This is a genomic window from Pseudomonas sp. HTZ2, assembly GCF_033173945.1.
Classification (GTDB): domain Bacteria; phylum Pseudomonadota; class Gammaproteobacteria; order Pseudomonadales; family Pseudomonadaceae; genus Aquipseudomonas; species Aquipseudomonas guariconensis.
In genome coordinates, this window is the sequence record NZ_CP137332.1 from 2,506,542 (window position 1) to 2,532,273 (window position 25,732).

The window sequence follows — 25,732 nt, forward strand, 5'->3', positions numbered from 1 at the left end:
ATGCTCGCACCTTGGCAGCCGTTACTGGAATGGTGGTTCGGATGGGGTAGTAGCCCCCAGGCCGTGGCTGACGAGAAGAGCTCGCTGTGGTTCGGCAAGCACCATGACGATGAAGCCCGTGAGTATTTCGGCGAGCTGGTCGAGCATGCCCTGGCCGGCGGCTTGGACGAGTGGCAGCAAAGCCCCCAGGGTTGGCTTGGCCTGCTCCTGCTGCTCGATCAGCTGCCGCGCATGATCTACCGTGACACGCCGCGCGCCTTCGATGGCGACCGTCGTGCCCAGGTGATCGCCATGCAGGGCCTGCAGAAGGGCTGGGACTACCAGCTGCTGCCGATCCAGCGTGTGTTCGTGCTGCTGGTGCTGGAGCATGCCGAGGTGCTGGACTGGCAAAACCTGTGTGTCGAGCGCTACCAGATGCTGCTCGACGAGCAGCCCGAGGCCAATGCCCGGTTGTTCGAGGGTTTCCTCGATTATGCCGAGCAGCATCAACGGGTGATCGCTCGCTTCGGCCGCTTCCCACACCGCAACCTGGTGCTGGGCCGACCGAGCACCAGCGAAGAAATGGACTTTCTGCTGGAGCCGGGTTCGCGTTTCTGAGCATTTGAATCGATTGCGGGGCAGTTCGCTCCCACGCTTGTCGTGGACGTGAACTGCCCCGCAATCGTTTCCGCTGTGATCAGCGTCTCACGGCGCGCGCCAGCCGACCAATGGCGTAGGGTGAAAACCAAGGGACTAGGGAACCGAGGCGGCTTTTTGTCTTCTAAGCTGTCTGCAGGCCACCATGCCTGTGCCTTCATCTCCAGGAGTGTCCCTTCATGTCGTTGCGTTCCCTCGCCCTGTTGTCCTTGTGCGTCGTCCTGACCGCTTGCAGCAAGATCAACCAGGAAAACTATTCCAAGCTCAAGACGGGCATGAGCAAGGCTGAAGTGGAGCAACTGCTCGGCACCCCGGCTGAGTGTTCGGGCGCGCTGGGCATGAGCAGCTGTACCTGGGGGGACGAAAAGAGCTTCATCAGCGTGCAGTATGCGGCGGACAAAGTCCTTATCTATTCCGGGCAGGGTCTCAAATGAAGCGTTTGCACCTGCTGTTGGCGTTCTGCGCGGTGGTCGTCCTGGGTGGCTGCGCCACTTCGGCGACCGATCCTCTGGTACCCAAGACTGCCGGAAACATCGACCTCAAGCGCTATGAAGGCAAGTGGTTCGAGCTGGCACGCTTGCCGATGCTGTTCCAGCGTGACTGCGCCCAGTCCGAAGCCCACTACAACCTGCGGCCCGATGGCACGATGGGTGTGCTCAATCGCTGCCGCATGTTCGATGGCGAATGGCTGCGCGCCGAAGGTTCGGCCTGGCCGCAGGAGCCGGGGCACAATGACCGGCTGTGGGTAGAGTTCAACAATTGGTTCACGAAGCTGGTGCCGGGCGTGGCCAAGGGCGAGTACTGGGTGCTGTATGTGGATGAGCGCTACCGCACGGCGATTGTCGGCAGCCCGGACCGCAAGTACCTGTGGCTGCTCTCGCGAACCCAGACCCTGCCGGCGGTGGAGCGCGAAAGCCTGCTGGCCAAGGCGCGTCAGCAAGGCTATGACACCACCCGCCTGATCTGGCGTGCCTCGGACAAGCAGATCGTCGCTTCGCACTGAGTCAGGCAGGTAGAACGCAATCGCGGCGGTCCGGCATAACGGGCCGCCGCGATTGCGTTTGGGCAGGTGACGGATCAGTCCAGCAACTGACGCAGTACCTCCATGAACGCTCGAGTGCTCGCTTGCTCCTGCGCGTGGCGGCCCTGGCGCACAACCCACTGCCCATTGACCATCACGTCAAGCACCTGGCGATCGCCCCCGGCGAACAGCCAGCGATTGAGGATCCCATCACCGCTGGCTGTGGCGAGGTAGGGGTCCTGTCCATCCAGCACCAGCCAATCGGCGCGTTTGCCGACAGCCAGCTCGCCGACAGGCTGGCCCATCGCTTGGGCGCCGCCGACCAAGGCTGCGTCGTACAAGGTACGACTGACTATTGGCTGGTCGCCGCGATACAGCCGGTTGCGGCGCTGGTCACGCAGGCGCTGGCCGTATTCCAGCCAGCGCAATTCCTCCACGACGCTGAGTGACACATGGCTGTCCGAGCCGATGCCCATGCGCCCACCTTGGGCCATGAAGTCGACGGCGGGGAAGATGCCGTCGCCCAGGTTGGCTTCGGTGGTCAGGCACAGGCCGGCCACGGCATGGCTGCGGGCCATTGCGCTGACCTCGTCGGCCTCGGCGTGAGTGGCATGGACCAGGCACCAGCGCGCGTCTACCTCGACATTCTCATAGAGCCACTGCAAGGGACGGCGACCACTCCAGGCCAGGCAATCGTCGACTTCCTTCTGTTGCTCGGCGATATGGATGTGCACGGGGCACGCCTGGTCGCCGGCAGCCAGCACTTCGGCGATCTGCTGCGGCGTGACTGCGCGCAGGGAGTGGAAGCACAAACCCAGGCGCTGGGCTGGCTGGGCCGCCAGGTGCGGGGCGAGGCGCTCCTGCAGACGCAGGTACTGCTCGCTGGAGTTGATGAAGCGGCGCTGGCCCTCGCTCGGCGCCTGACCGCCGAAGCCTGCGTGGCTGTAGAGCACGGGCAGCAGGGTCAGGCCGATACCCGTGTCGGCGGCGGCGGCGCTAATACGCAGCGACAGCTCGCCCGGGTCGGCGTAGGCGTGGCCGTTATGGTCGTGGTGGACGTAGTGAAACTCGGCGACCGAGGTGTAACCGGCCTTGAGCATCTCGATGTACAGCTGGCGGGCGATGACCTGCACTTGCTCGGGGGTAATGCGCCCGACCAGACGGTACATCAGGTCGCGCCATGTCCAGAAACTGTCGTTAGGGTTGCCAGCCACTTCCGCCAGGCCTGCCATCGCACGTTGGAAGGCGTGGGAGTGCAGGTTCGGCATGCCCGGCAGCACCGGACCACCCAGGCGCTCGGCGCCTTCGGCCGAGGCGTCGGCCTCGACATGGGTCAAGCGGCCATCCTCGGCAACTTCCAGGCGGACATTGCTGGCCCAGCCAGTAGGCAGCAGGGCGCGTTCGGCGAAAAAGGCAGGCATCGGGGAAAATCCTGTTATTGTTTAACTTGTATATACATATACAGGCGTTTGCCTGCCGGGTAAACTGCGGCAAGCTACCGCTCAATCAAATTGCACAAGGATTCAACGCCGTGCCGACACCTCCTGTCTCCGCGCTGGTTGCCCAGATGGGCGAAGGGCCGGCGCCGCTCTACGCCCGGGTCAAGCAGATGATCGTCCAGCAGATCGAAAACGGCAGCTGGCCGCCGCATCACCGGGTACCGTCCGAGAGCGAGCTGGTCAGCCAACTGGGCTTCAGTCGCATGACCATCAACCGTGCCCTGCGAGAGCTCACCGCAGAAGGGCTGCTGGTGCGCATGCAGGGCGTTGGCACGTTCGTCGCCGAGCCCAAGACCCGTTCGGCGCTGTTCGAGGTCAACAACATCGCTGACGAGATCGCCGGCCGTGGCCATCAGCATAGCTGCCAGGTCATCCGTCTCGCCGAGGAGACCGCCGGTTCCGAGCGCGCCCTGGCCTTGGACATGCGCGAAGGCCAGCGGGTGTTCCATTCGCTGATCGTGCACTACGAGAACGGCGTGCCGGTGCAGATCGAAGATCGCTACGTCAATGCCCAGATCGCCCCGGACTACCTCAAGCAGGACTTCACCCAGCAAACGCCCTATGCGTACCTTTCGCAGGTCGCGCCACTGACCGAGGGCGAGCACGTGGTGGAGGCGATCCTCGCCGAACCCGAGGAATGCCGATTGCTGCAAATTGAGCAAGGTGAGCCTTGCTTGCTGATTCGCCGCCGCACTTGGTCCGGTCGCCAGCCGGTGACTGCGGCGCGGCTGATCCACCCCGGTTCCCGTCATCGCCTCGAAGGACGATTCAGTAAATGACTCATTTGCAGTTGCTGCGTGCCAAAGATTACCCGCGCATGCCTTGGAAGAACGGTGGCGGTTTCACCGAAGAGATCACCCGCGACGCCGGCGAAGGCCTGGATGGCTTCGGCTGGCGCCTGTCGATCGCCGACATCGAGGAGTCTGGTGGATTTTCCACCTTCGCTGGCTATCAGCGGATCATCACCGTGCTGCAAGGCGATGGCATGCGTTTGCTGGTCGATGGCCAGGCCAGCCGGCCGCTGCTGCCGTTCGACGCCTTTGCTTTCAATGGCGAAAGCCAGGTCAGTTGCAAGCTGCTCGGTGGCGCGATCCGCGATTTCAACCTGATCTACGCGCCGCAACGCTACCGCGCGCGGTTGCAGTGGTTCGACGGCACCAGCCGGATATTCAGCTCGGCCTCGACGGTATTGCTGTTCGCCGCCAGCGGGCAGGTAGAGGTGTCGGCATCGGGACAGGCCAAGCAGCAGCTCGGTTTGTATGACTGTCTGCACCTGGAAGGCAATGACGGATTGCTCGGGTTGGATGTGCAAGGGCGGTTCTGCCTGATCGAATTGATGCCGCGGTAAACCCGGCATTGTGAAAGGGGCTGCTGCGCGGCCTGATCGCGGGTTTTCCTGCGGTTGGGTCGCGCAGCGGCCCTTTTTGTTTTTCGGCTTCCCGAGGAACGGTACGAAAAATTTGGTTGTCCATGCTTGTACATACAAGTAAAGGTGTGTTTGTATATTCACATCGACACACCGCCGTCGACCTGACCGCAGAGGACATTCCCGTGACCGACAACAACAAATACCGTGACGTAGAAATCCGCGCCCCGCGTGGCAACAAGCTGACCGCCAAGAGCTGGCTGACCGAAGCGCCGCTGCGCATGTTGATGAACAACCTCGACCCTCAGGTCGCCGAGAATCCGAAGGAGCTGGTGGTCTACGGCGGTATCGGCCGTGCCGCACGTAACTGGGAGTGCTACGACAAGATCGTCGAGACCCTGACCCGCCTGGAAGACGACGAGACCCTGCTGGTCCAGTCCGGCAAGCCGGTCGGTGTCTTCAAGACCCACGCCAATGCCCCGCGCGTGCTGATCGCCAACTCCAACCTGGTGCCACACTGGGCCAACTGGGAACACTTCAACGAACTGGACGCCAAAGGCTTGGCCATGTACGGCCAGATGACCGCCGGCAGCTGGATCTACATCGGCAGCCAGGGCATCGTCCAAGGCACCTACGAAACCTTCGTCGAGGCCGGACGTCAGCACTACGACGGCAACCTGACCGGCAAATGGGTCCTGACCGCAGGCCTGGGCGGCATGGGCGGCGCCCAGCCACTGGCCGCGACCCTGGCCGGCGCCTGCTCGCTGAACATCGAATGCCAGCAGAGCCGCATCGACTTCCGCCTGCAGACCCGCTACGTGGACGAGCAGGCCAAGGACCTGGACGACGCCCTGGCGCGCATCGCCAAGTACACTGCCGAAGGCAAGGCCATCTCCATCGCCCTGCACGGCAACGCTGCTGAAATCCTGCCTGAACTGGTCAAGCGGGGCGTGCGCCCGGACATGGTCACCGACCAGACCAGCGCCCACGACCCGCTCAACGGCTACCTGCCGGCCGGCTGGACCTGGGAGCAGTACCGCGACCGCGCCCAGACCGACGCCGCTGCGGTGGTCAAGGCCGCCAAACAGTCCATGGCCGTGCACGTACAAGCCATGCTGGACTTCCAGAAAATGGGCGTGCCGACCTTCGACTACGGCAACAACATCCGCCAGATGGCCAAGGAAGAAGGCGTGGCCAATGCCTTCGACTTCCCCCAGCACTCGGGCATGGTCATCGTCTGTGACGGTACCGACGAAGCGGCCGCGCGTATCGCTCGCGTGCTGACCAACGACCCAGGGACTGGCGTGATGCGTCACGCCGATGCCGGCTACCAGATCGCGATCGATTGCGCCAAGGAGCAGGGCCTGGACCTGCCGATGATCACGGGCGTCAAGCGCTGAGGAAACACGCCATGACTATGCAAAACCCTGCATCAAAGCCGCTCAAAGGCATTCGTGTGCTGGACCTGAGCCGTGTACTGGCCGGCCCTCATTGCACAGCAATGCTGGCTGACCTCGGCGCTGAAGTGATCAAATTCGAAGTCCCAGGGCATGGCGATGACAGCCGTCACCTGGGCCCTTTCGACAAAAATGGCGAGAGCGTCTATTTCGGTCTGATCAACCGCGGCAAGCGTAGCGTCGAGCTTGATTTCAAGGCACCAGCCGATCTTCAGCGCTTCCATGCATTGGTCGCCGACGCCGATGTCGTGGTGGAAAATTTTCGCCCTGGCGTGACCCAGCGCCTGGGCATCGACTTCGACAGCCTCAAGGCACTCAACCCTCGACTGATATACGCCAGTATTTCCGGATTCGGTCAAAGCGGGCCATTGTCCTCCCGCCCGGCCTACGACATCGTCGCCCAGGCCATGTCTGGCCTGATGAGTGTGACCGGCTTTCCCCAGACCGGCCCAACCCGGAGCGGTGAGGCCCTTGGAGACCTCTGTGCAGGCGTCTACGCCGCCTGGGCAATCAGCTCCGCACTGTTCGCCCGTGAGTTCCAGGGTGCCGCTGCACAGTACCTGGATGTGGCGATGTTCGACGTGTTGGTCAGTCTTCAAATGACCGGCCTGTCCAATCTTTTTGCCCAGGGCCGCGCGCCCGGACTGGTGGGCAACCGGCATCCGGTCTCGACCCCTTTCGACACCTACCGCGCCGCCGATGGATTGGTCGTGATCGCAGTCGCCAGCGACAAGCTGTTCCGCCGCTTGTGCCAGAGCATGGAATGCCAGGCCTTGGCGGATGACCCACGTTTCGTCGACGACAGCTCACGCACCGCGAACGAGGCGTCATTGAAGGCACAGATCGAGGCCTGGACCTGTACCCGAGGCGTTGAACAGATCTGCTCCTTGCTGCTGGACGCAGGCGTACCCGCCTCCCCCGTATGGAATCTCGCCCAGGCCACAGGCAGCGAACAAGCCCACGTGCGCCAATTGCTGGTAGAGGGCTGCGCGCAGTCACCTTTGGTACCGCAGCCAGTGTTTTTCAATGGAAGCAAGCCCCACACCGCCTCACCCGCCCCCCGCCTGGGCGAAGCCAATGCCTTGTACGGTCTGTCCCACACAGGAGAATAAAAATGAATTTCGAACTGGACGCCGCAGAACTTGCGATCATCGAATCGGCCGAACGCGTCGCTCACGACGTGCTCAAACCGAATGCCCAAGGCTTCGACGAGGCCGAAGCGTTCTGTGCCGGCAGCCTCAAAGCCTTGGGCGAGCTGGGGTTCATGGGGATCAATCTGCCAGAGGCCTATGGCGGGTTTGGCATCACAAGCCTGGCAATGAGCCGCGTGGTTGAGGCCGTCGCAGCCGCCTGCGCCTCCACCGCATCGGCGATGACTGCGCACTTCCTGGCCACCGATTCCATCCTCATTGGCGGGACAGAGGCGCAGCGCCAGCAATGGCTGCCTCGTGCCGCCACGGGCGAACTGCTCGGCGCCTTCGGCCTGACCGAACCGGCCGCCGGCTCCAATCCGGCTGACATGCGCACACGGGCAAGCCAGGAGAACGATGGATGGCGAATCCGTGGCAGTAAGCACTACATCACCAATGCGCGCGAAGCCGATTTCATCGTGCTGTACGCCAAGACCGACGCAGACGCGGGTCATCATGGCATCAGCGCATTCCTCATTCCCAAAGGTACAGAGGGCATCACCTTTTCCAGCCCGGAGAAGACCATGGGCCTGCGCGGCAGCACGATCTATGAGCTGTCCCTGGACTGCTGGCTTCCCGCGAGCGCCCTGCTGGGCCAGCCTGGTCAGGGCTTCAAGACCGCCATGGAAGTACTGGATCGCGGTCGGGTGGAGGTGGCGGCGATGGCCTTGGGCATCGCCCGCACGGCTATGGAATACAGCCTCAGCTGGGCCCAGCAGCGCCAGATCGGGCCCAAGCCCTTGGCGGCCTATCAGGGCACACAGTGGCGTATTGCAGACATGCACACCCAATTGCAGGCAGCACGGCTGCTGACCCTGCAGGCTGCGGCCGCGCGCGACGCGGGCGGGCGCTTCAGCCTTGAGTCGGCCACCGCCAAGCTGTTCGCCGCCGAAGCGGCGGGCTTCATTACCGATGCCGCACTCCAGCTGCACGGCGGCTATGGCTACATCCGCGACCTGCCGCTGGAGCGCCTGGTGCGCGATGCACGCATCCTGCGCATTTTTGAAGGCACTTCGGAGGTGCAGAAAATCATCATCTCGCGCGCCGTACTAGACGCCGCCCGCACTTGAGGTGTCAGCCTGGAAGGCACCAGCCGACCAGGCTCACAGGGCATCCGCTACATAACAACAATAGAGGCGCCATGGGCAATGGCGCCACGGGAGAAACCCTCATGTCTGGCAAGCCCCTCATCGAAACGCGCTCCATCGACTTCATTCCTGAAAGCGAACGACACGGTCGGCTCTTCAGCCAGTTCACCTTGTGGTTCGGTGCCAACTTGCAGATCACGGCCATTGTCACCGGCGCCTTGGCAGTGGTGCTGGGTGGCGATGTGTTCTGGTCATTGATCGGCCTGTTGATCGGCCAGGTGTTCGGCGGCATCGTGATGGCATTGCACGGCGCCCAAGGTCCGCGTCTTGGCCTGCCGCAGATGATTTCAAGCCGCGTGCAGTTCGGCGTATTCGGCGCGGTGATACCGCTGGTACTCGTCTGCATCATGTACATCGGCTTCAATGCCACCGGCACGGTACTGGCCGGCCAGGCGATTGGCCGAATGGCGAACATCAGCGATACGAGCGGCATCCTGGTTTTCGCCACCGTGATCGTGGTGTTGACAGTGTGCGGCTACCGGGTGATCCATCTGCTCGGGCGGGTCGCCAGCGTGCTTGGCGTGGTGGCGTTCGCTTACCTGTTCGTACGCCTGCTGTCGATCAATGACATCGCCACCCTGCTCGAAAATCGACACTTCAGCTGGAACACCTTTCTTCTGGCCGTTTCGCTGTCGGCGTCGTGGCAGATTGCGTTCGGCCCTTATGTAGCCGACTACTCGCGCTACCTCCCCAGCGCAACTTCCCCGCTGCGCACCTTCCTCGCCGTGGGCCTGGGCTCGGTACTGGGCTCGCAAACCTCCATGGTGCTCGGCGTGTTCGCAGCGGCGCTGGCAGGCGGCGCCTTCTCCGGAAACGAGGTGAACTACATTGTTAGCCTGGGCGCCAGCGGGATGATTGCCGGCCTGCTGTTCTTTAGCATCGGCTTTGGCAAGGTGACCATCGCTACCTTGAACGCCTATGGCAGCTTCATGTGCATCGCCACCATTGTCAGTGCGTTCCAAAAACGCTTCACCGTCTCTTCCGGCCAGCGCCTGGTGTTCGTGCTCTGCATAGTCGGTATCTCCACTACCCTGGCGCTGATCGGCCAGCATTCCTTCCTCAGCGCATTCAAATCCTTCCTTCTGTTCCTGTTGGCGTTCTTCACACCCTGGAGCGCCATCAACCTGGTGGATTACTACTTCATCACTCAGGAGCGTTACGACATCGCCGCCCTGGATGACCCGGATGGCCGGTACGGCCGCTGGAACTGGGTAGGCATCGGCACCTATGGGTTCGGGGTCTTGGTGCAGATGCCCTTCATCGCCACCGGCTTCTACACAGGCCCCTTGGTGCAACACCTGGGCGATACGGACATATCCTGGTTGGTTGGGCTAATCGTGCCAGCGCTCGTCTACTACCCGCTTGCCAAGCACGGGGCGCGACGTCAGCAGCCTCTGCCTGCGCAGGACTATGCCCAGAAACAGTGCTAGCCCCTGAGCCGCTTGCCGCCCGATAAGGGCGGCAGGCCACCTGCCCTACCCGCCCTTACAACCCCCGAGCCCCCATGAACACCAACACACAACATGCCCAGCCGACCAAGACACAGGAACGCCTGTACCTCACGGCGGTGGACTTGTTCGCTGAACAGGGCTACCAGAATACGAGCTTGCGCGACCTGGCCGCCCGCTTGGGTATCGGCGCAGGGTCCCTCTACAACCACATTGAAAGTAAACAGGCGCTGCTCTTCGACCTCATCGAGGAATGCATGAGCGACCTGCTAAGACTCACTCGGGTAAAGCTCAAAGCCGCCCAAGGCACGCGCGCCCGTCTGCATGCATTCGTCAGTGCCTTCATCGAACTTCAGCAGAGCGAGCAGAAAAGAGTCCAGCTCATGTTGCGGGAGGCTCGCAACCTGACGGCAGAACACGCTCGGCTGCATGCCGCGATGCGTGATGAATACACTCAGCAGCTAATGGCTATCATTGCCTCCACCTTCCCTCGAGGCATTGATCGCTCAAAGACAAAGTTCTTCACTGACAGGGTCATCGGCATGCTTGAAAGCCTTTGCCAATCATCGGATATCGATTCGGCCCTGTCACAACGGCAAATCATCGAACAACTGACCGAGATGATTCTAGGCGCGGCGTCCCGCCTGGAACTGGAACCCTCCCCGGCGCAGACAGCCCGTGCTTCGTCGAGTGCCTTGTGAGCAAGCCTCGTGCTCTGCCACTCGATGGGTAACATGCCGGCCGAATCTGCAAGTGGTCGGCACGCTCAACAAAGCCGCACGGAGTAGTGCAAACGCAAAAAGGGCGATCCTTTCGGACCGCCCTTTTCAGTGCCCGGAAACCCGGGGCTTTTGTTTGGTAGGCACAATTGGACTCGAACCAACGACCCCCACCATGTCAAGGTGGTGCTCTAACCAACTGAGCTATGTGCCTGTCGATGAGGGCGCATTCTACGCGCTCCAAAATCGCTGTCAACTGTTTTTTTCATGCTAACTCACTGAATCTTAAAAATATTTACCTGACCCGAAGCGACGGGGGGAGTAAAGGATTTTCAACGGACGACTAGCGGGTGTTTATTATTATTGATAGCATCGGTACATTCGTTAAAAATATAAAACACGAGGTTCCCCGAGCATGGCCAATACCCCCTACCCCCAGTCCTACTACGCCGCCTCGGCCAACCCGGTGCCGCCACGTCCGGCGCTGCAGGGTGAGGTGGAGACTGACATCTGCATCATCGGCGCCGGTTACACCGGCCTGTCCAGCGCCCTGTTCCTGCTGGAAAACGGCTTCAAAGTGAGCATCGTCGAGGCGGCCAAAGTGGGCTTCGGCGCATCGGGCCGCAACGGCGGCCAGATCGTCAACAGCTACAGCCGTGACATCGACGTGATCGAGCGCACCGTCGGCCCCAAGCAGGCGCAACTGCTGGGTCAGATGGCCTTCGAAGGCGGACGCATCATCCGTGAGCGCGTGGCCAAGTACAACATCCAGTGCGACCTGAAGGACGGCGGCGTGTTCGCTGCACTGAGCGCCAAGCAGATGGGCCACCTGGAGTCGCAAAAGCGTCTGTGGGAGCGTTTCGGCCACACCCAGCTGGAGCTGATGGACCAGAAGCGCATCCGCGAAGTGGTCGCCTGCGACAACTATGTCGGCGGCATGCTGGACATGAGCGGTGGCCACATTCACCCGCTTAACCTGGCCTTGGGCGAAGCTGCCGCGGTCGAGTCGCTGGGTGGCGTGATTTATGAACAGACCCCGGCCGTGCGCATCGAGCGCGGTGCCAACCCGGTCGTGCACACCCCGCAAGGCAAGGTGCGCGCCAAGTTCATCATCGTTGCCGGTAACGCCTACCTGGGTAACCTGGTACCGGAGCTGGCGGCCAAGTCCATGCCATGCGGCACCCAGGTGATTACCACCGAGCCGCTGGGCGAGGAACTGGCCCGCACCCTGCTGCCGCAGGACTACTGCGTCGAGGACTGCAACTACCTGCTCGACTACTACCGCCTGACCAGCGACAAGCGTCTGATCTTCGGTGGTGGCGTGGTCTACGGTGCTCGCGACCCGGCCAATATCGAGGCAATCATCCGTCCGAAGATGCTCAAGGCCTTCCCGCAGCTCAAGGACGTGAAGATCGACTTCGCCTGGACCGGCAACTTCCTGCTGACCCTGTCGCGCCTGCCACAGGTGGGTCGTATCGGCGACAACATCTACTACTCCCAGGGCTGCTCCGGTCACGGCGTGACCTACACCCACCTGGCGGGCAAGGTACTGGCCGAAGCCCTGCGTGGCCAGGCCGAGCGCTTCGACGCCTTTGCCGGTCTGCCGCACTACCCGTTCCCGGGTGGTCAGCTGCTGCGCGTACCGTTCAGCGCCCTGGGCGCCTGGTACTACAGCCTGCGCGACCGTCTGGGCATCTAAGACGAGCCGGGGGCGACGAAAGCGTCGCCCCAGGTATGGTCGACCCAATCGCGGGCCAAGTCCGCTCCTGGCTGCAGGAGCGGGTTTGGCCCGCGATTGCATTACTGGCCCAGGCTGCGGACCGCCTGCTTCGCCGCGATTTCCTGGCCTGCCCGGGCCAGCTCGTCGGCGGCCTGCAGCCAACGCTGACGGTCCACCTGAGCCGGCAGCTGTTTCGGTGGCTGCACCAGCACAGCCCAACTTCCCGTCTTCGCCCACGCAGCCTCGAAATCATCGAACGCCATCAACAGGCGACGCTGCATCCCCGAACGCAACAGCACCCGCCCTTTGTAGCTGTCATAGCCAATCAGCACCGCATAGCGTGGCTCACTCCAAAAGGCCGAGCCTTCTTCGTAACGCACTAGCACCGGGTTGCCTGCCGCCACTTGGGTCAGCAAGGCCTCAAGACGCTTGTCCAGTGGGTAGACGACCATGCCGTATTCACGCGCTACCTTGGGAATGCCGGCGCCCAGCGCGTCGGCGCCCTGTGGCAGGTTAAGGGGTTTTTCAAGCAAACCCGGCGTGATGACCACGCCCTGTTGCGACAGCAGTGCCGCCAGTGCCATGGCCCCGCTGTGATTGGCCTTGCCGCGATAGAACGGCACGCCGCTGATCTCGACCCGCTGTGCCTGGCCCTTCGCCACAGGCGATGGACCACTGGCGCAACCGGCCAGGCTGGCCACGACCAGGCACGCGGCCAGCAGCCGGCGCGATGAAGTGAAAGTTTCTTGCAACATGGGCACTCGCTTGTTCCGTCGCCAGGCAGGCAGCGCCCGGCCCTGGGCTCCGATCATAGGCTGGGTGCGTGTTTGGGTATAGCCCGTCACCGGCTTGGAACGAAACGGCCCAAGGGAATAGACCTTCGGTCAATGGAACGCACCGCCCGGCGGGCTAGACTAAAGCAGTGTCTGGAAGGCGAGCCCCGTGCGCGCCTGAGAGAAGGAGGCACACATGAGCCTGACAATGGCGATACTGATGCTGGTGGGGATGTGGGTGAGCGTCGCCGCCGCCATGCTGTGGGGGGTGTTGCGCATCGTGCGCAGGCATTCCCACCATCACCTGCCACCGCAAACGTTGCCCAAACCACAGCCGGCGCGTCGTGCGCGGCGGCACGCAGGGGCGCACTGACATTCAACCCAGCCTGCCGACGCGGCCCACACACGATAGACCGCTCCCCTACCCGTCAGCCCCCGAATCCAGAAAAAGCGAAGGGGGCGCACTGCGCCCCCTCCTTTGTGCTTCGAGCGATCAGCCCTCGGCAGCTTCGCGCTTGAGCCGAGCTCGGCGCGCCATGATGTTGAGCACTTCGATCGCAGTCGAGAACGCCATTGCGGCGTACACGTAGCCTTTTGGCACATGGGCACCGAAGCCCTCGGCGATCAGGGTCATGCCGATCATGATCAGGAAGCCCAGTGCCAGCATCACCACGGTCGGGTTGTCGTTGATGAACTTGGCGAGCGGGTCGGCAGCTACCAGCATCACGACCACGGCGCTGATCACGGCGATGATCATGATCGGCAAGTGCTCGGTCATGCCTACAGCGGTAATGATGCTATCGATCGAGAAGACGATGTCGAGCATCAGGATCTGGCCGATCGCAGCGGCAAAGCCCAGGGTTACGGTGGATCCAGCCTTGGCTTCTTCCTTGGCGCCATGCGGATCGACGTTCTCGTGGATCTCTTTGGTGGCTTTCCATAGCAGGAACAGGCCACCGGCGATGAGGATCATGTCCTTCCAAGAGAAGCTGTGGCCGAACACATCGATCACAGGTTCGGTCAACTGGACGATCCAGGCCACGGTCGAGAGCAACGCCAAGCGCATGATCAGCGCCATGCTGATACCGATACGCCGCGCCTTGGAGCGGTAGGCCTCAGGCAGTTTGTTGGTCAGGATGGAAATGAAGATCAGGTTGTCGATGCCCAGTACGATTTCCATGGCCACCAGCGTGGCCAGGGCGACCCAGGCAGCGGGGCTTGCAGCGAGTTCCAGCAAATATTCCATGATTTAGTCCTGCATCGGGTCCGGGTCAGATGTCTTGGGTGTCGCTTTTTTCTTCAGCGGCCTTGGGCTTGGCGCCCTCCGAGCCGATGGCCTCGCTCAGGGCCTGTTGGGCAGCTTCGTTGGTCTTGTCGATCGCCTGCTTGGCCGACTCGGCGGCCTGATCGAGCATCTGCTGGGCGGACTTCTCGGCCTGGTCGCAGCCAGCCAGGCTGAACAGGGCCAAGGCCAGCACCAAGGGCGTACCGATGGATTTGAGTTGCAACATGGGAATCCTCGCTTTTCCAATTTCCGGCGCTGCATGCAGCGCCTTATGGGTGGGCATTCTAGAGAACGCCATACATCAGGAAAATTCGTATTTTTAGCGGTTATACTTCGGTTTTTACGAATCGGGAAAGTGTCGGATGCTCAATTATCGCCAGCTGCACTACTTCTGGGTGGTGGCCAAGACCGGCAGCATCGCCCGCGCAAGCGAGCAACTGAACCTGACGCCCCAGACCATCAGCGGGCAGATCAGCCTGTTCGAACAAGCCTACGGGCTGGAGCTGTTCCAGCGTGTCGGCAGGCAGTTGGAGCTGACCGAGACTGGCCGCCAGGCACTGGGCTATGCCGAACAGATGTTCCAGATCGGCGGTGAACTGGAAGCCCTGCTGCGCGCAGGGCCTCAGGAACAGATCCTGTTTCGCGTCGGTGTCGCCGACGTCGTTCCCAAATCCATCGTCTATCGACTGCTGGCCCCGACCATGGAGTTGGACAACGTCCTACGCATCAACTGCCGCGAAGACAAACTTGAACGCCTGCTGGCCGACCTTGCCATCCAGCGCCTTGATGTAGTGATCTCCGACAGCCCTATGCCCAGCCACCTGGACATCAAGGGCTACAGCCAGAAACTGGGCGAGTGCGGCCTGAGTTTCTTCGCCACCCCGGCGCTGGCGCGCCAGCATGCCCTGCCCTTCCCGGCCTGCCTGGACGACGCACCGCTGTTGATCCCGGGCCAGGAAACCGTGGTCCGCAGCCGGTTGCTGCGCTGGTTGGCCGAACAGCAGCTGCATCCACGGATCATCGGCGAATTCGATGACAGCGCCTTGATGCAGGCCTTCGGGCAGTCCGGTAGCGGGATTTTCGTGGCGCCCAGCGTGATCGCCGAAGAAGTGTGCCGTCAGTATGGCGTCGAGCTGATCGGGCAGACCGAGGCGGTGAACGAGTCGTTCTATGCCATTTCGGTGGAACGCAAGGTCACCCATCCAGGGATCGTGGCGATTACCGAGGGGGCGCGCCGGGATCTGTTTCATTGGTGATCCACGCCGCGGGAAATACGGATTAGTCAGCAGGAAATGTAGCTCGTGGCTATATGCGAAGCGACCCGAACGTCCGAGCTCAGACCAGGCCGGCAAAGCTCTGTGTTAGAGTTGCCGGTTTTACAAAAACGAGATTCCGCTGCACATGACCCCTGTCCTTCGTCTCATCAACCGCACCGGTCTGGTGACGCAGATCTGCATCGGCCTGGTGGCCGGCATCGCCCTCGCTCTGCTCGCCCCGGCCGTGGCCCGTGACCTGGCCTTTCTAGGCAAAGTGTTCGTCAGCGCGCTGAAAGCCGTGGCACCGGTACTGGTGTTCATCCTGGTCATGGCGTCGATCGCCAATCACCGTCACGGCCAGGAAACCCACATCAGACCGATCCTCTGGCTGTACCTGCTGGGCACCTTCGCCGCCGCGGTCGTGGCCGTGGTCGCCAGCATGGCGTTCCCGTCCAACTTGGTGCTCAGCACCGGCGATGCCTCGCTCACCGCTCCCGGCGGCATCAGCGAAGTGCTGCAAGGCCTGCTGTTGAGCGCCGTCGACAACCCGGTCAATGCGCTGCTCAACGCCAACTTCATCGGCATTCTGACGTGGGCCATCGGCCTGGGCGTCGCCATCCGCCATGCTGGGCAGACCACCCGCACCGTGGTCGAGGACCTGTCCAACGGCGTGACCCTGATCGTACGCGTGGTCATCCGTTTCGCCCCCCTGGGGATCTTCGGCCTGGTCGCCTCGACGCTGGCCCAGTCCGGCCTGGACGCTCTGCTTGGTTACTTGCACCTACTGATGGTATTGATCGGTTGCATGCTGTTCGTGGCATTGGTGGTCAACCCGCTGATCGTGTTCTGGAAGATCCGTCGCAACCCGTACCCACTGGTATTCATGTGCCTGCGCGAAAGCGGCATCACGGCGTTCTTCACCCGCAGCTCGGCGGCCAACATTCCGGTCAACTTGGCGCTGTCGGAAAAGCTCGGACTGCATGAGGACACCTATTCGGTATCGATCCCGCTGGGCGCGACCATCAACATGGCGGGCGCAGCAATCACCATCACCGTGCTGACCCTGGCCGCCGTACACACCCTGGGCATTACGGTGGACCTGCCGACCGCCGTGCTGCTCAGTGTCGTGGCGGCCGTGTGTGCCTGTGGCGCTTCGGGCGTGGCCGGTGGCTCGCTGCTGCTGATTCCGCTGGCCTGCAGTCTGTTCGGGATCCCCAGCGAGATCGCCATGCAAGTGGTGGCGGTCGGCTTCATCATCGGCGTATTGCAGGACTCGGCCGAGACCGCGCTCAACTCCTCGACCGACGTGCTGTTCACTGCAGCGGCTTGCCTGGGGCAGGAGCGCCGCAACGCCTGAGGTACAGCCCGCTCCGGCAACCGGAGCGGGTTTTCCCCGCAGTATTGTCTGATTGATTAAGCCTGCCGCATTACCTAGGCTAGTGGCCTTTTCCTCGCAATGAGACAGGGCCATGTCAGAACACGAAACCGCAGGCGAAGGCCGTTTCAACAGCATCGAGATCCGTGTGCTCGGTTCTCTGATCGAAAAACAAGCCACCAGCCCGGAAACCTACCCGCTGACCCTTAACGCCCTGGTGCTGGCCTGTAACCAGAAGACCAGCCGTGAACCGGTGATGAACCTCTCCGCCGGCCAGGTCGGCCAGGCCCTGCGTGCCCTCGAAGGGCAAGAAATGACCCGTCTGCAGATGGGCAGCCGCGCCGATCGTTGGGAGCACCGGGTGGACAAGGCACTGGAGTTGGTGCCGGCTCAATTGGTGCTGATGGGGCTGATGTTCCTGCGCGGACCGCAGACCCTCAACGAACTGCTGACCCGCAGTAATCGCCTCCATGACTTTGAAGGCGTCGAGCAGATCCAGCACCAGCTCGAGCGTCTGGTCTCACGCGGCCTGGCGCTGCACCTGCCACGCCAGCCCGGCCAACGCGAAGACCGCTACACCCACGCCCTTGGCGACCCGGCGCAGATCGAGGAGATCCTCGCCGCACGCCAGCAAGGCGCCGAGCGCAGCAACAGCGGCACCAGTGTGTCGGATGAGCGGATCGAGGCTCTGGAAGCCCGGGTCGCAGCGCTTGAGGCGCGCCTTGCCGCACTGGAGGGCTGACCTTAGGGCTGATCGGCGTCAGGAAAGTTGCGGCAACTCTTACGCTCGGCCAGCTCTTGGTCGGTGGGACGCTGGTCGACAAAGACCGTGCGCCCGTCGGCATAGATCTCCAGATAGCCCCAGTGCAGGTCCTGCTCCTTCTGTCCGGGCTTGGGTGGCTCTAGCCACCAGGGTTCGCGGCTGATCAGGGTCATGAGTGTGATTCCCGAGGGTGTCTGCAATAAATCATAGACACCTTCAGGTTTGGCTTTGACAACGCGCAAAAGCATTCACGGGTAAACCCGCCCCCAGAAGTACGGCGCAGAACCAGAGACCAGCGCTATACCTGTGGGGGCGGGTTTACCCGCGAAGAGGGTGGTGCAGGCTTATGCCGGCGCCGAGGTGCGGATCAGGTGGTCGAAGGCTGCCAACGAAGCCTTGGCCCCTTCACCCACGGCGATGACGATCTGCTTGTACGGCACCGTGGTCACATCACCTGCAGCGAACACGCCGGGGATATTGGTCTGCCCCTTGGCGTCGACGATGATCTCGCCACGTGGCGACAGCTCGACCGTGCCCTTGAGCCAGTCGGTGTTCGGCAGCAGGCCAATTTGCACGAAGATACCTTCGAGCGCCAGGTCGTGCAGCTCATCGCTGTTGCGATCCTTGTAGCGCAAGCCCGTGACCTTCTCGCCATTGCCCAGCACTTCGGTGGTCAGGGCGCTGGTGATGACCTTAACGTTCGGCAGGCTGTGCAGCTTGCGTTGCAACACGGCATCGGCACGCAATTGGCTGTCGAACTCGATCAACGTCACTTGTGCGACGATACCGGCCAGGTCAATGGCCGCTTCCACGCCGGAATTGCCTCCGCCGATCACAGCCACACGCTTGCCCTTGAACAGCGGGCCATCACAGTGCGGGCAGTAGGCCACGCCACGGGCGCGGTATTCCTGCTCGCCAGGGACATTCATTTCGCGCCAGCGGGCGCCGGTGGCGAGAATCACGGTCTTGGCCTTGAGCGAAGCGCCGCCGGCCAGGCGAACTTCGTGCAGCGCGCCATTGACGCCTGGGATCAACGCTTCGCCGCGTTGCAGGTTCATGATGTCCACATCGTACTGCTTGACGTGCTCTTCCAGCGCCCTGGCCAGTTTCGGTCCTTCGGTTTCCTGGACCGAAATGAAGTTCTCGATCGCCAGGGTGTCGAGTACCTGGCCACCGAAACGCTCGGCAGCAACGCCTGTACGAATGCCTTTGCGCGCGGCGTAGATGGCTGCCGAAGCGCCAGCGGGACCACCGCCGACCACCAGCACATCGAAGGCATCCTTGGCGTTGATCTTCTCGGCCTCACGGGCTCCGGCATTGGTGTCGATCTTGCCGAGGATTTCCTCCAGGCCCATGCGGCCCTGGCCGAAAACTTCGCCGTTGAGGTAGATGCTCGGCACCGCCATGATCTTGCGCGACTCGACCTCTTCCTGGAACAGCGCACCGTCGATAGCCACATGGCGCACATTGGGGTTGAGCACAGCCATCAAGTTCAGGGCCTGGACCACATCCGGGCAGTTCTGGCACGACAGCGAGAAATAGGTTTCAAAGGTGAACTCACCTTCCAGGGCCTGGATCTGCTCGATCACTTCGGCGCTGGCCTTGGACGGGTGACCGCCTACCTGCAACAGCGCGAGTACCAGGGAAGTGAATTCGTGGCCCATGGGGATGCCGGCGAAACGCAGGCTGATGTCAGCCCCCGGACGATTGAGCGAGAACGAGGGACGCCGGGCGTCGGAGCCGTCCTCGCGCAGGGTAATGAGGTTCGACAGGCTGGCGATTTCCACCAGCAGGTCATGCAATTCGCGGGATTTCGCGCCGTCGTCGAGGGAAGCAACGATCTCGATCGGCTGGGTGACCCGCTCCAGGTAGGTTTTCAGTTGCGATTTAAGCGTGGCGTCCAACATACGGGCGATTCCTTTTTTCAAAACTTGGATACAAAAACGCCCAGGCGAGGTCGCCCGGGCGTTTTTACGGGGCGGTGGCTACTTCAGCTTTGGCGACTGGCTACCGCCCGCGACTTACACATCGGCTTAGATCTTGCCGACCAGGTCCAGCGATGGCGCCAGGGTGGCTTCGCCTTCTTTCCACTTGGCCGGGCAAACTTCACCTGGGTGGGCGGCGACGTACTGGGCAGCCTTGACCTTGCGCAGCAGCTCGCTGGCATCGCGGCCTACACCGCCGTCGTTGATTTCGACGATCTTGATCTGACCTTCCGGGTTGATCACGAAAGTACCGCGATCCGCCAGACCGGCTTCTTCGATCAGCACGTCGAAGTTACGGGCGATGACGTGGGTCGGGTCACCGATCAGCGGGTACTGGATCTTGCCGATGGTTTCCGAGGTGTCGTGCCAGGCTTTGTGAGTGAAGTGGGTGTCGGTGGACACGCCGTAGATTTCCACGCCCAGCTTCTGGAACTCGGCGTAGTTGTCAGCAAGGTCACCCAGCTCGGTCGGGCAAACGAAGGTGAAGTCAGCTGGGTAGAAGAACACGACGGACCACTTGCCTTTGAGGTCGGCTTCGCTGACCTGGACGAATTCGCCCTTGTGGTAGGCAGTCGCGTTGAACGGTTTGACCTGGCTGTTGATGATAGGCATGGAGACGCTCCTTCATGGGTTGAAATCAGTTGACGGAGAGAATCCTAACCGCAGGCTCCGATAAAGGCTCATTGGCAAACCTCATGCTTGTGATTGGTTTTGGCTATAAGTCGCCAATCCCAATAGATGCTTTGATTCCTAAGACGCGTCGGCCTGTACACACGCCGATGCCTCGAGCCTCCCGCTGGGACCGGCGCTATAGTCCAGCCAGCACTGTTGATCACCCGCCTCCCCCCAAATGACCTTGAACCGGCCTCGCTGCGCATCGCCACGCACATGCAGGCGGCTGCCCTGGCCGACCATCCCTCGCTCACTACCCGCTTCATCCAGTACCAATGCACCGAAGGGCAATGCCTGTCCGCTCACCTTGAGCGCGTGCAGCATCAGTGGATGACCACTACGGGTTGGATAGTGCAACCAACTTGCCGCGCCTGACCGCGGCACTACCGACTGGCCAGTGAGTTGCAGCTCGACATCCTTGGACATGCCTTTGGGGTCGAGCTCCACCGTGTTCAGGCCATACGGCAGCAATGCTGGTACCACCGCGAACCCACGCTCATCCAGGCGTATCTGAGGATGCTGGCGAAGCCGCGCCGCGCTCGCACCCGGTGCATGGACAATCGCAAAGCTTTCCCCAAGCGGCGGGGCCATGGACAAGCCCCCCGGATGGGCAACCAGAGCCCCTTGGGCGCCCATTGAGGCTTGGTGATGAGTGTGCCGATTGGCGAACGAGGCGTTCAGCTCGCCAAACGAACCACGGTGCAGCAGATGGGCATCCAGCCCTGCCCCGCCCCGCGTCCCTTCCTGACGCACTGCAGCCAGCCCATACCCCCATTGCCCACGCTCCCCAGCCGTTGCACGCAAGCGCACATTCGAACGGCCCTGCCCCTGAGCCCCCCATGTCATCCCACTGCTCAACGAAGCACGACGCCGCTCCCCAAGCGGCAGGCTGGCCGTGAGCGTGAATGTGTCGAGCGCCTGGCCAGAAGGTCGCCGCTCACGGTCGAACCGCATCCCATAGTTGAGTTTCCCCAGATGGTTGTTGTAGCCCAGGCTGTAACTGCTTTGGCGTTCTGCGCCCTGCCCCCAACCCGCCATCAGCGTCAGACGACCACCTTGCGAGCCCAACGGCCGGTTGACGGTAAGTCCGACCCGCCGCCGCGCAGGGGCCAACACATGGCCTTGGCTCGCCTGGGCAAAATCGTCGAAACGGTAATAGCCTGCGTATTGCGTCAATGTCGCGCCAAGGTCGGTCTCCCATGCAGTGAGCCTGTGTCGCCAGCTCATCCGCCAGGCGTGCCCTTGTCGTTCCCGATCCAGCGAAACGCGGCTGTGGTAGCGCGTCAGGCCGACAGCACCGACGCCACTGTTTATCGCCACCCCCATGGCACTGGCCAGATAATCGCTGGCCAACCACGCACCTCCATGCACACTCAGATGGTTGTTCAGCCCTTGTTGCCAACTCCCCTGCAAATGGCCAGGCCCCATCTTCCCCAGCTCATCGCGCCAGACACCCGCTGCGAATTCGAACCGTTTGCTTCCTGGGCGCAAGGCAAGCGGTGCGGCCTGGCTCGGCACGAAGAAGGTTCGCACCTCGCCATCGGCCTCGCGCAGAGTGACCTCAAGGTCATCGTGCAAGCCGCTGGCATGGAGGTCGTCGATTTCGAAGGGGCCGGGGGCTACTGTCGATTCGTGCACCAGCACACCGCGCTGGCGGATGCTCAGTAACGCCGTGCTGTTTGCCATACCGCTGATCACGGGGGAAAAACCGCGCTGGGTCTGCGGGAGCATGCGCTCGTCATTGTTCAACAACACGCCACGCAACGCGCCGGTATCGAAAACGTCGCCACGGCTGTAGCTATCACCGAGTGTCATTTGCGATGACCACGTAGGAATGTCCCGCCTGACCGACAATCCACCCGCCTGATAGTGCGAGGCCCCGGCATCACGCCCTTGCCAGCGCCCCTCGTGACGCCAGTACCACTCCCCTGTGTTCAACCCCATGCGCAGGCCCAGGTACCCTTGACGAGTACCACTGCCCTGCTGTCTGGATCGCTGCTGATGGAGGTTGAGCCGGTAGTCGATAAAGCCCACATTTACCCCGCTGTCCCACTGGTCTGCGGGAAAGTGACCATTGGATTGGCGGTCCAGGGCTTGTTGCGCTATCACCAGATCCAACCGCAATGCGCCAAAATCCAGCGTCTCACTAGAAGGCACTTGTAGCTGGGACAAGGGCAGACACGCGTCATCTTCCTTGAGGACGCTCTGGGTCTCGCTGGCCAAGGATTGCAGATCCAGGCCCAGACGCTGCAACAAGCCCTTGCTGTAGCAAGGCGCTGCCTGGTTAGTCAGCGTTTGCTTCTTTAGCAAGACAGGCAACCGACCTTTCCACTGCTGGTTGAGCACAATGTCCAGGGTGAAGCGCCCCTCCGGGACGACCGCTTCCCTCTCGAAACGGCGCACGTCCGATGACGAGCCTTGCTTGAGCAGCCCTGCGTCAAACTCGATCGCCAGGACCGGCTCCCCCCCAAGACAGGCGAGCAGACACCCTGGCACACAGTCGACGAATGTCCTGCGGCTCATGACAAGCCTCAGCCCGCCCCGCTCGCATGTACGGCTTCTGGCCGTTCATGCACCGCGCCGTAATCGTCGATGAATGCGTAGCGCACCTGGACGATACCGCCAGTCTTCAAGCCTGGCGCGGCGAATCGAGTGTTCGAAAAAGGCGCTATATGGCCGGGCTCGATGTCGAGCACCTGGTTACCTTGATGCACCTCCAATTTGGCGAGATTGACGAAGTACGGACTGGGGTTGTCGACCTGCAGCACCCCGCCAGCCCCATCGCGCAAAACACGCCAGCGCAGCATCTGATGCGCCTCTGCGACATTGCCTGACAATCTCATGGGGCGATAGAACAGCTTGATACGGGTCCGCAGGGAAACCTGAAGCGTGTTGCCTGTGCCTTTGGGGGGGACGTCGAGCACATTGAGCCAGTACAGGCTTTCACGGTCCTGGGGCATCGTTTCGCCCGTATGGAACAGTCTAAGGCTCTGCCCCTTGCCTGGATCCAGGCGAAACAATGAGGGCACGAGGCTGAATGGCGCGTGTAGCGCCTGCGCATCCACCTGGGCAGAGCCGTCATCGACCCAGGCCTGGACCAACGATGGATTGAGCCCTTCGTTGCTGAGCTTGAGGGTAATCTCGGCCTGGTCGGCCGGATAAACGACACGCGTACTGGAGATGACCACGCTGGCGCCTGCTTCGGCGCAAGACAGCCATACAGCCAGCAGCGCCCAGCGCCTGAGGGCGTTGAGTTGAAAGAACATCGAATGCCTTGTTCTGTAAATGGCGAGGACAGGCGCTCAGGCCTGTCCGAGGAAGCTCAGAGGTAATCGAGCGAATACTGGACGCGGGTGGAGACCAGTCCTGGCGTAGCGGCCCCGGTCGCGTAGTAACGCGCGTGATAGTCGAGCGTGGCGTTACCACCGACGATCTGCACGGTCTGGGAGCGCTGGCTGCGTTTGGAGGCCGACAAGTCCATTGGTGCGAAGCTGCTATTGAGCAGTTCAATCTGGACATTGCGGCTACCGCCGGCATCCACGATGAGCCGTCCCTCGGGGCTAATGGTTGGGCCAGGCTCGAAGTAGGTCGAGACCCGGCTTACGGTTGGGGCGCAGTTGGTCAAGCGCAGCTGGAAGGACGTTTGCCCGGCCACCTGTCCAGGCCGAGACAGCAAGGTCGCATTGACGTCAGGCAGACTGACCGGCAAGTTGCCATTACCGCCATTGACGATGCAGGTCGGCGCAAGCACTTGACCACTGATGCTGATTTCGCCGTGATCCGCCTGCGCGATACCAGCATAGAGAAGCGCGCTGCCGCAGGCTGCGCACAAGGCTTTATAGAGTGTTTTCATGATCACCTTCTGATTGCTGATTGACAGCCATGCAAGTGTCAGGCTGCTGTCCGGTTGCCGGACGTGGGTGCAGTATCAGGAAGGTCTCAAGAACAATATGTCGGATGACTTACCAGCCAGGCAGGTGAAATTCACGGCAGGCAAGTAAGAATCATGGCCCCGTTGCAGCGAGGCCATGAAGGAGCTGACAAGGCGGGATCAACGTGTCGCGGTGCGCATGGTCACGAACTCTTCGGCAGCGGTCGGGTGCACGCCAATGGTTTCGTCGAACTGCTGCTTGGTCGCGCCAGCCTTCAGGGCCACACCCAGGCCCTGGATGATTTCCCCGGCATCCGGCCCGACCATGTGGCAGCCCAAGACCTTGTCGGTCTCAGCGTCGACGACCAGCTTCATCAAGGTCTTTTCCTGGATGTCCGTCAGGGTCAGTTTCATGGCGCGGAAGCGGCTTTCGAAGATCTGAACCTTGTGCCCGGCTTCCAGCGCCTGCTCCTCGGTCAGGCCCACGGTGCCGATCGGCGGCTGGCTGAACACGGCAGTAGGGATGTTCTGATAGTCCACCGGACGGTACTGCTCGGGCTTGAACAGACGACGAGCCACTGCCATGCCTTCGGCCAAGGCCACCGGTGTGAGCTGGACGCGACCGATCACATCACCGATGGCGATGATCGAGGGTTCGGTGGTCTGGTACTGATCGTCCACCCGGATAAAGCCGCGGTCATCGAGCTCGACACCAGTGTTTTCCAGCCCCAGATTGTCCAGCATCGGACGCCGCCCGGTTGCATAGAACACACAATCGGCGAACAGCTCGCGGCCATCTTTGAGGGTCGCCTTGAGGCTGCCATCGGCCTGCTGGTCGATACGCTGGATATCGGCGTTGAATTGAAGATCCAGACCGCGCTTTTGCAGTTCTTCCTTGAGGTGGGTACGCACCGAGCCATCGAAGCCGCGCAGGAACAGGTCACCGCGGTACAACAGCGTGGTATCGGCGCCCAGGCCCTGGAAGATGCCAGCGAACTCGACGGCGATGTAGCCGCCACCGACCACCAGTACACGACGCGGCAGTTCTTTGAGGTAGAACGCCTCGTTGGAGGTGATCGCCAGCTCCTTGCCCGGAATATCCGGCACCTGTGGCCAGCCGCCAGTGGCGATGAGAATGTGTCCGGCGCTGTAGCGCTGGCCTTCGACTTCGACTTCGTGGGCACCGGTGATACGGGCATGCCCTTGCAGCAGGGTCACGCCGCTGTTGACCAGCAGGTTGCGGTAGATGCCGTTGAGGCGCTCGATCTCACGGTTCTTGTTGGCGATCAAGGTGCCCCAGTCGAAATGCCCTTCCTCCAGCGTCCAGCCAAAACCGGCGGCCTGCTCCAGCTCGTCGGCCACATGGGCGCCATACACCAGCAGTTTTTTTGGCACGCAACCGACGTTGACACAGGTGCCACCCAGGTAACGGCTTTCGGCCACCGCCACCTTGGCACCGAAGCCTGCGGCGAAACGCGCCGCGCGTACACCGCCGGAACCGGCGCCAATCACGAACAGATCAAAATCGTAGGCCATGTATTCAGTCTC

At 62.0% G+C, this 25,732-nt stretch carries 26 protein-coding genes and 1 tRNA gene; 15 read left to right on the forward strand and 12 right to left on the reverse strand.

The features are described 5' to 3' along the window. The 3 genes from R6G97_RS11565 (at position 1) to R6G97_RS11575 (ending at position 1,639) form a co-directional block, all read left to right on the forward strand. On the forward strand, positions 1-597 hold the full coding sequence (locus tag R6G97_RS11565; protein WP_090343300.1) for a DUF924 family protein: 597 nt from the start codon (positions 1-3) through the stop codon (positions 595-597). Between the two features lie 218 nt (positions 598-815). Next, positions 816-1,070 carry an outer membrane protein assembly factor BamE domain-containing protein gene (gene bamE, locus R6G97_RS11570; protein WP_043212571.1) on the forward strand — a complete coding sequence of 85 codons (255 nt, stop codon included), beginning with the start codon at positions 816-818 and terminating at the stop codon, positions 1,068-1,070. After that, positions 1,067-1,639, forward strand: coding sequence for a lipocalin family protein (locus R6G97_RS11575; RefSeq protein ID WP_043212575.1), 573 nt, complete (start codon positions 1,067-1,069; stop codon positions 1,637-1,639). The genes bamE and R6G97_RS11575 overlap by 4 nt, the downstream gene beginning before the upstream one ends. Positions 1,640-1,713: 74 nt before the next feature. Here the strand turns inward: R6G97_RS11575 and R6G97_RS11580 are convergent, their stop codons facing one another. Continuing rightward, positions 1,714-3,078 carry a formimidoylglutamate deiminase gene (locus R6G97_RS11580; RefSeq protein ID WP_317848117.1) on the reverse strand — a complete coding sequence of 455 codons (1,365 nt, stop codon included), beginning with the start codon at positions 3,076-3,078 and terminating at the stop codon, positions 1,714-1,716. A 146-nt stretch (positions 3,079-3,224) separates the two neighbouring features. Here R6G97_RS11580 and hutC point away from each other — a divergent pair, with 146 nt between their 5' ends. The 7 genes from hutC (at position 3,225) to R6G97_RS11615 (ending at position 10,466) form a co-directional block, all read left to right on the forward strand. Further along, entirely contained in the window at positions 3,225-3,935 is a 711-nt protein-coding gene (gene hutC, locus R6G97_RS11585; protein WP_177343683.1) for a histidine utilization repressor, read from the forward strand. Then, entirely contained in the window at positions 3,932-4,504 is a 573-nt protein-coding gene (locus tag R6G97_RS11590) for a HutD/Ves family protein (RefSeq protein ID WP_043212582.1), read from the forward strand. The genes hutC and R6G97_RS11590 overlap by 4 nt, the downstream gene beginning before the upstream one ends. A gap of 203 nt (positions 4,505-4,707) precedes the next feature. Continuing rightward, the gene (gene hutU / locus R6G97_RS11595; protein WP_317848118.1) at positions 4,708-5,922 is read left to right on the forward strand and encodes a urocanate hydratase; all 1,215 of its coding nucleotides are present in this window, start codon (positions 4,708-4,710) and stop codon (positions 5,920-5,922) included. 11 nt (positions 5,923-5,933) lie between these two features. Beyond that, positions 5,934-7,091, forward strand: a complete 1,158-nt coding sequence (locus tag R6G97_RS11600) for a CaiB/BaiF CoA transferase family protein (RefSeq protein WP_256664383.1) — start codon at positions 5,934-5,936, stop codon at positions 7,089-7,091. A 2-nt stretch (positions 7,092-7,093) separates the two neighbouring features. Next, positions 7,094-8,239, forward strand: a complete 1,146-nt coding sequence (locus tag R6G97_RS11605; protein ID WP_043211791.1) for an acyl-CoA dehydrogenase family protein — start codon at positions 7,094-7,096, stop codon at positions 8,237-8,239. A 101-nt stretch (positions 8,240-8,340) separates the two neighbouring features. Further along, positions 8,341-9,747 (forward strand): purine-cytosine permease family protein, encoded by a 1,407-nt coding sequence (locus R6G97_RS11610; RefSeq protein WP_043211799.1) that lies wholly within the window; start codon positions 8,341-8,343, stop codon positions 9,745-9,747. Positions 9,748-9,821: 74 nt separating this feature from the next. After that, positions 9,822-10,466, forward strand: coding sequence for a TetR/AcrR family transcriptional regulator (locus tag R6G97_RS11615; protein WP_102082268.1), 645 nt, complete (start codon positions 9,822-9,824; stop codon positions 10,464-10,466). A 155-nt stretch (positions 10,467-10,621) separates the two neighbouring features. On the opposite strand, the gene R6G97_RS11620 is transcribed toward R6G97_RS11615, so the two are convergent. Next, positions 10,622-10,698: transfer RNA gene (locus R6G97_RS11620), tRNA-Val, on the reverse strand. A gap of 201 nt (positions 10,699-10,899) precedes the next feature. Between R6G97_RS11620 and R6G97_RS11625 the strand changes: the two genes are divergently transcribed. Then, positions 10,900-12,183 (forward strand): NAD(P)/FAD-dependent oxidoreductase, encoded by a 1,284-nt coding sequence (locus R6G97_RS11625; protein ID WP_043211788.1) that lies wholly within the window; start codon positions 10,900-10,902, stop codon positions 12,181-12,183. Positions 12,184-12,284: 101 nt separating this feature from the next. On the opposite strand, the gene R6G97_RS11630 is transcribed toward R6G97_RS11625, so the two are convergent. Beyond that, on the reverse strand, positions 12,285-13,016 hold the full coding sequence (locus tag R6G97_RS11630) for a peptidase C39 family protein (protein WP_317848119.1): 732 nt from the start codon (positions 13,014-13,016) through the stop codon (positions 12,285-12,287). A gap of 157 nt (positions 13,017-13,173) precedes the next feature. Here R6G97_RS11630 and R6G97_RS11635 point away from each other — a divergent pair, with 157 nt between their 5' ends. Continuing rightward, on the forward strand, positions 13,174-13,350 hold the full coding sequence (locus R6G97_RS11635) for a hypothetical protein (RefSeq protein ID WP_167358087.1): 177 nt from the start codon (positions 13,174-13,176) through the stop codon (positions 13,348-13,350). A 120-nt stretch (positions 13,351-13,470) separates the two neighbouring features. On the opposite strand, the gene R6G97_RS11640 is transcribed toward R6G97_RS11635, so the two are convergent. Together R6G97_RS11640 and R6G97_RS11645 are read right to left on the reverse strand one after the other, a co-directional pair. Continuing rightward, positions 13,471-14,223, reverse strand: a complete 753-nt coding sequence (locus R6G97_RS11640; protein ID WP_043211783.1) for a TerC family protein — start codon at positions 14,221-14,223, stop codon at positions 13,471-13,473. 25 nt (positions 14,224-14,248) lie between these two features. Then, complete coding sequence (locus R6G97_RS11645; RefSeq protein WP_043211781.1) at positions 14,249-14,488, reverse strand: hypothetical protein; 240 nt, start codon at positions 14,486-14,488, stop codon at positions 14,249-14,251. A 136-nt stretch (positions 14,489-14,624) separates the two neighbouring features. Between R6G97_RS11645 and nhaR the strand changes: the two genes are divergently transcribed. The 3 genes from nhaR (at position 14,625) to R6G97_RS11660 (ending at position 17,635) form a co-directional block, all read left to right on the forward strand. Beyond that, complete coding sequence (gene nhaR / locus R6G97_RS11650) at positions 14,625-15,518, forward strand: transcriptional activator NhaR (RefSeq protein ID WP_102082266.1); 894 nt, start codon at positions 14,625-14,627, stop codon at positions 15,516-15,518. A gap of 145 nt (positions 15,519-15,663) precedes the next feature. Next, positions 15,664-16,875, forward strand: a complete 1,212-nt coding sequence (sstT, locus tag R6G97_RS11655) for a serine/threonine transporter SstT (protein WP_043211776.1) — start codon at positions 15,664-15,666, stop codon at positions 16,873-16,875. A gap of 112 nt (positions 16,876-16,987) precedes the next feature. Continuing rightward, positions 16,988-17,635 carry a YceH family protein gene (locus tag R6G97_RS11660; protein WP_317848120.1) on the forward strand — a complete coding sequence of 216 codons (648 nt, stop codon included), beginning with the start codon at positions 16,988-16,990 and terminating at the stop codon, positions 17,633-17,635. 2 nt (positions 17,636-17,637) lie between these two features. On the opposite strand, the gene R6G97_RS11665 is transcribed toward R6G97_RS11660, so the two are convergent. From R6G97_RS11665 to gorA, 7 genes are all read right to left on the reverse strand, one after another. Continuing rightward, positions 17,638-17,829, reverse strand: a complete 192-nt coding sequence (locus R6G97_RS11665; RefSeq protein WP_043211771.1) for a hypothetical protein — start codon at positions 17,827-17,829, stop codon at positions 17,638-17,640. A 171-nt stretch (positions 17,830-18,000) separates the two neighbouring features. After that, positions 18,001-19,563 (reverse strand): alkyl hydroperoxide reductase subunit F, encoded by a 1,563-nt coding sequence (gene ahpF, locus R6G97_RS11670; protein WP_043211770.1) that lies wholly within the window; start codon positions 19,561-19,563, stop codon positions 18,001-18,003. 126 nt (positions 19,564-19,689) lie between these two features. After that, a complete protein-coding gene (gene ahpC, locus R6G97_RS11675; protein ID WP_043211767.1) occupies positions 19,690-20,253 on the reverse strand; it encodes an alkyl hydroperoxide reductase subunit C in 564 nt (187 codons plus the stop codon). A gap of 138 nt (positions 20,254-20,391) precedes the next feature. Next, positions 20,392-22,836, reverse strand: coding sequence for a fimbria/pilus outer membrane usher protein (locus tag R6G97_RS11680; RefSeq protein WP_317848121.1), 2,445 nt, complete (start codon positions 22,834-22,836; stop codon positions 20,392-20,394). Positions 22,837-22,844: 8 nt separating this feature from the next. Then, positions 22,845-23,579, reverse strand: coding sequence for a fimbrial biogenesis chaperone (locus R6G97_RS11685; RefSeq protein WP_043211765.1), 735 nt, complete (start codon positions 23,577-23,579; stop codon positions 22,845-22,847). Between the two features lie 56 nt (positions 23,580-23,635). Continuing rightward, entirely contained in the window at positions 23,636-24,166 is a 531-nt protein-coding gene (locus R6G97_RS11690; RefSeq protein ID WP_317848122.1) for a fimbrial protein, read from the reverse strand. A gap of 198 nt (positions 24,167-24,364) precedes the next feature. Then, entirely contained in the window at positions 24,365-25,720 is a 1,356-nt protein-coding gene (gorA, locus tag R6G97_RS11695) for a glutathione-disulfide reductase (protein WP_317848123.1), read from the reverse strand. Positions 25,721-25,732 lie beyond the last annotated feature (12 nt).